3 protein-coding genes are annotated in these 3,538 nt (G+C 56.8%); 2 read left to right on the top strand and 1 reads right to left on the bottom strand.

What is annotated here, in order from left to right:
* Positions 1 to 42: 42 nt before the first annotated feature.
* Positions 43 to 792, bottom strand: coding sequence for a FadR/GntR family transcriptional regulator (locus tag RSSM_RS04960; RefSeq protein WP_044301173.1), 750 nt, complete (start codon positions 790 to 792; stop codon positions 43 to 45).
* Here RSSM_RS04960 and RSSM_RS04965 point away from each other — a divergent pair.
* On the top strand, positions 783 to 2,264 hold the full coding sequence (locus tag RSSM_RS04965) for a mandelate racemase/muconate lactonizing enzyme family protein (RefSeq protein WP_236620948.1): 1,482 nt from the start codon (positions 783 to 785) through the stop codon (positions 2,262 to 2,264). The genes RSSM_RS04960 and RSSM_RS04965 overlap by 10 nt on opposite strands.
* Positions 2,265 to 2,268: 4 nt before the next feature.
* Positions 2,269 to 3,538: aldehyde dehydrogenase family protein (locus RSSM_RS04970; protein ID WP_008675243.1), on the top strand; the 1,270-nt coding region annotated here is incomplete at its 3' end.

Below are 3,538 nucleotides of genomic sequence, written 5' to 3' on the forward strand. Positions count from 1 at the left end.
TTGGCGAGCTCCGCTACCCCAAAACAAGGCTTTGACGAACCACTAGCCGTTTTCGCCTTCCTTGGGGGCGTCCTGATCCAGACTCGCTGATTTGGCGAGTGCCCGGTCAATCCGATTGGCCGCGTCCATCAACATCGACAACATGGCATCATGAGCCGCCATCGCCTGACGGTCGCGGATCGCCTGCAGCACCTTCTCGTGCAACGGCACCGAAGGAATGTTGTCAGGGGGAAGACAGTTGGTCACGCGCAGACTCGCCTCCAACGACGCACCGATCACATTGGCCACCGGCGAGAAAAACGGATTGCCCGTCGCCTGCATGATTTCGGTGTGAAAGCGAATGTCGGCGGCTAAGAAACCTTCCACGTCGTTTCCGGCGGTGCGATCCATCTCTTTCCAAGCGTCTTCGATGCGTTCAATCGCCTCCGAGGTTGCCCGCTCGGCCGCCATCGCTGCCGCCTTCGGCTCTACCGCCTGACGAAATTCGGTCAAACGAACCAAGTTCAACCCGCTTTCATCCGCCCCCGCCTGCCATCCGATCACGTCATGATCGAGATGATTCCAATCATACATGGGACGTACGATCGTTCCCCGCTTGGCCCGTGACTCGATCAATCCTTTGGCGGCTAACGATTTGACCGCCTCACGGACCACCGTACGACTGACTCCCATTTGCTCACACAACGTCCACTCTTGCGGAATCGCATCACCCGGTTCGATCACCCCCGACACGATGCGCAACCCAAGGTCGTGCACAACCTGCTCACATAGATTTCGACGCGTTGAAGACATTTTTCTCGTACCTCTTGATTGAAGAGGGCCAATTGTATTACAATACCACATCTTTTCAATGGGCATTCTTCTCGTCGACCCGATTGGCGATTCGTCTAGACACGCCCGACCGCGAACGCATGATTCGCCCCGCGTTGGAGCGGCGCGACGTGTTCCTCCGCAGCAGACTCCAACTCCCCATTCAAATGATCGAAGACATGGAAAATCAGGATTGGTCCCCCGCGGTCCCCACCGTTTCGATGTCGCCTTCGAACAGGGGACTGTCGCCGGACGAAAGTCAACCTCGCGAAAGTACATCGACCGCAAAACGTCCAACGTCCACGATCAAGTGCATCCGCACCCATCATTTGCGAGATCACTTGGAGGTTCCGTTTGGCTTTTCACAGTGGTACTACGACACACGAAACACCCTGTGGGTTGAGATCGTCGCCGAAGACGGCACGAGCGGTTGGGGCGAATGCTACGGCCCCTCGGAGGTTTACCAAACGGCGATCGATCGCTTTTACGCACCCAGGTTGCTCAATCAAAACGCACTCGCAACCGACGCGTTGTGGCATCTGATGTGGCGTTCCTCTCTCGATTTCGCACGCGGCGGAGTGATGATGGGTGCGATGTCGGGGATCGACATGGCACTCTGGGATCTCCGCGGTAAAACACTCGGCCTGTCAGTGTCCGAACTGATGGGCGGACGTTACGTTGACGAAGTGCCGTGTTATGCCACCGGCATGTATTTCAAGGAAATGCCCGAGGCGGATTTGATCCAGTCGATCGTCGAGGAAGCGTCGATGTATCAGCAACTCGGATTCCAAGCCCTCAAAATCAAGGTCGGCAAGAACCTTGCATTCGACGCCCGCCAAATCGAATCTCTTCGCGATGCGTTGCCGAACATGACCATGATGGCAGACTCCAACCACGCGTTCGATCTTCCCGAAGCCATCCAAATCGGACGCGTGCTGGAGGAAAACGACTTCAAGTGGTTTGAGGAACCACTCTCGCCGGAGTTCGAAGGACAGTTCCGGCAACTGCAAGATAAACTCGACATGCCCATTGCAACCGGCGAGTGTGAACAAACGCGTTACGGATTCCAAAGACTCCTTTCAACTGGCGGTGTCCAAATCGCGCAGCCAGACTTGGCCTATTGCGGTGGCCCCTCGGAAGCGTTGAAAATTCGAAATCTTGCCTCGTCGATGGGCATCAACGTCGTCCCGCACTGTTGGGGCACGATGCTCAACCTGGCGTCGGCGACGCACTTTCTCGCATCGGGCTATCGCGAACCGGGACGCAAAGAAAACGCACCGCCTCTCCTGGAATACGATCGCACACCAAACGCGCTCCGCGATGAATTGTTTGATGTCCCTGTTGCGGTGGAAAACGGCATCGCCCGCGTCCCAACCGGCCCGGGCCTCGGAGTGAAAGTCAACGAAGACAAGATGCAATCGTTTGTCGTCCAACAAACCGAACTGAAGGCGTGAAAGGATGCTGGAAAAACAATTCTCGATGCTGATAGACGGCGAACGGGTCCAAACGGACAACACGTTTCCGGTAACCAATCCGGCGACCGCCGAAGTCATCGCCAACGTCCCCGAAATCAACAGCACATCGGTCCAACTCGCCCTCACGTCCGCGAAGAACGCTTTCGCGACTTGGTCCCGCATGCCGCTCTCACAGCGACAACCGATCATCGAGCGCTATGCTGAATTGCTCGAGGCCAACCGTGAGGAGATCATCGACCTCCTCATCGCTGAAACAGGTAAACCGTACGACAACGCCGAATACGACTTCGGCATGCTGACAACCTGCCTGAAGTTCTTCTGTGAGGAAGCCGCGCGTATTGACCAACAGGTCATCCCTGATCCCGACGGCAGGTTTCTCAACTACACATTGCGTCAACCGCTCGGTGTGGTCGTCGGATACCTGGCGTGGAATTTCCCACTTCTCAACCTCGGTTATAAACTGGGGCCGGTCATGGCGTCAGGATGCACGGCGATCATCAAACCGTCTCAACTGACACCTTTGTCAACACTCCGTTGTGCCGAACTGCTCACCGACGCGGGACTCCCCCCAGGGGTTGTCAACATTATCACGGGGACCGACTACGACGTCACCGGACCGCTGCTTGAGAGCGAAATCCCTGCGATGTTCACGATGATCGGTTCCACCCGGGCCGGCATCGGTGCGATGAAGTCCGCGTGCACGAACGTGAAGCATTTCTCGGTCGAATTGGGTGGCAACGCACCTGTCTTGGTTTACGACGATGCCAACATCGTTGCCGCTGCTCACAGCATCGTGGACCTGAAATTCGCAAACTCCGGTCAAGTCTGTGTGTCGCCCAACCGCTGCTTCGTTCATGAATCCGTCTACGAAGAATTCATCACTGCCGCACACGAACGCGCGTCGGGAATCGTCCTCGGCGCGGGGCGAGGCGACGGTCGTCGGATGGGACCGGTACTCACCGAAAACGCACGCGACCGAATGCTCTCGTTAATCGCCGACGCCCAACAAAAAGGGGCCAAGGTCGTTTGTGGCGGCAAGATTCCCGATCCCGAAATGCCTGGCTTCTACATCGAACCGACCATCCTTCGCGATGTCGCCCCCTCCATGGAACTCTCGTGCGATGAGATCTTCGGCCCGATTCTGCCGATCATTCCATTCACCGATGACGACGATGAAATCGAGTTGGCAAACAACACGGAATACGGTCTCGCCGCATACGTGTACACGCAAAACCTTCCCGTGGCTTGCGCGC

The organism is Aporhodopirellula sallentina SM41 (genome assembly GCF_000346505.1).
Lineage (GTDB): Bacteria > Planctomycetota > Planctomycetia > Pirellulales > Pirellulaceae > Rhodopirellula > Rhodopirellula sallentina.

What these genes read in the sequence shown, in the direction of transcription:
- RSSM_RS04960 (WP_044301173.1), bottom strand. Translation starts at nt 792, where the DNA reads ATGTCTTCAACGCGTCGAAATCTATGTGAGCAGGTTGTGCACGACCTT.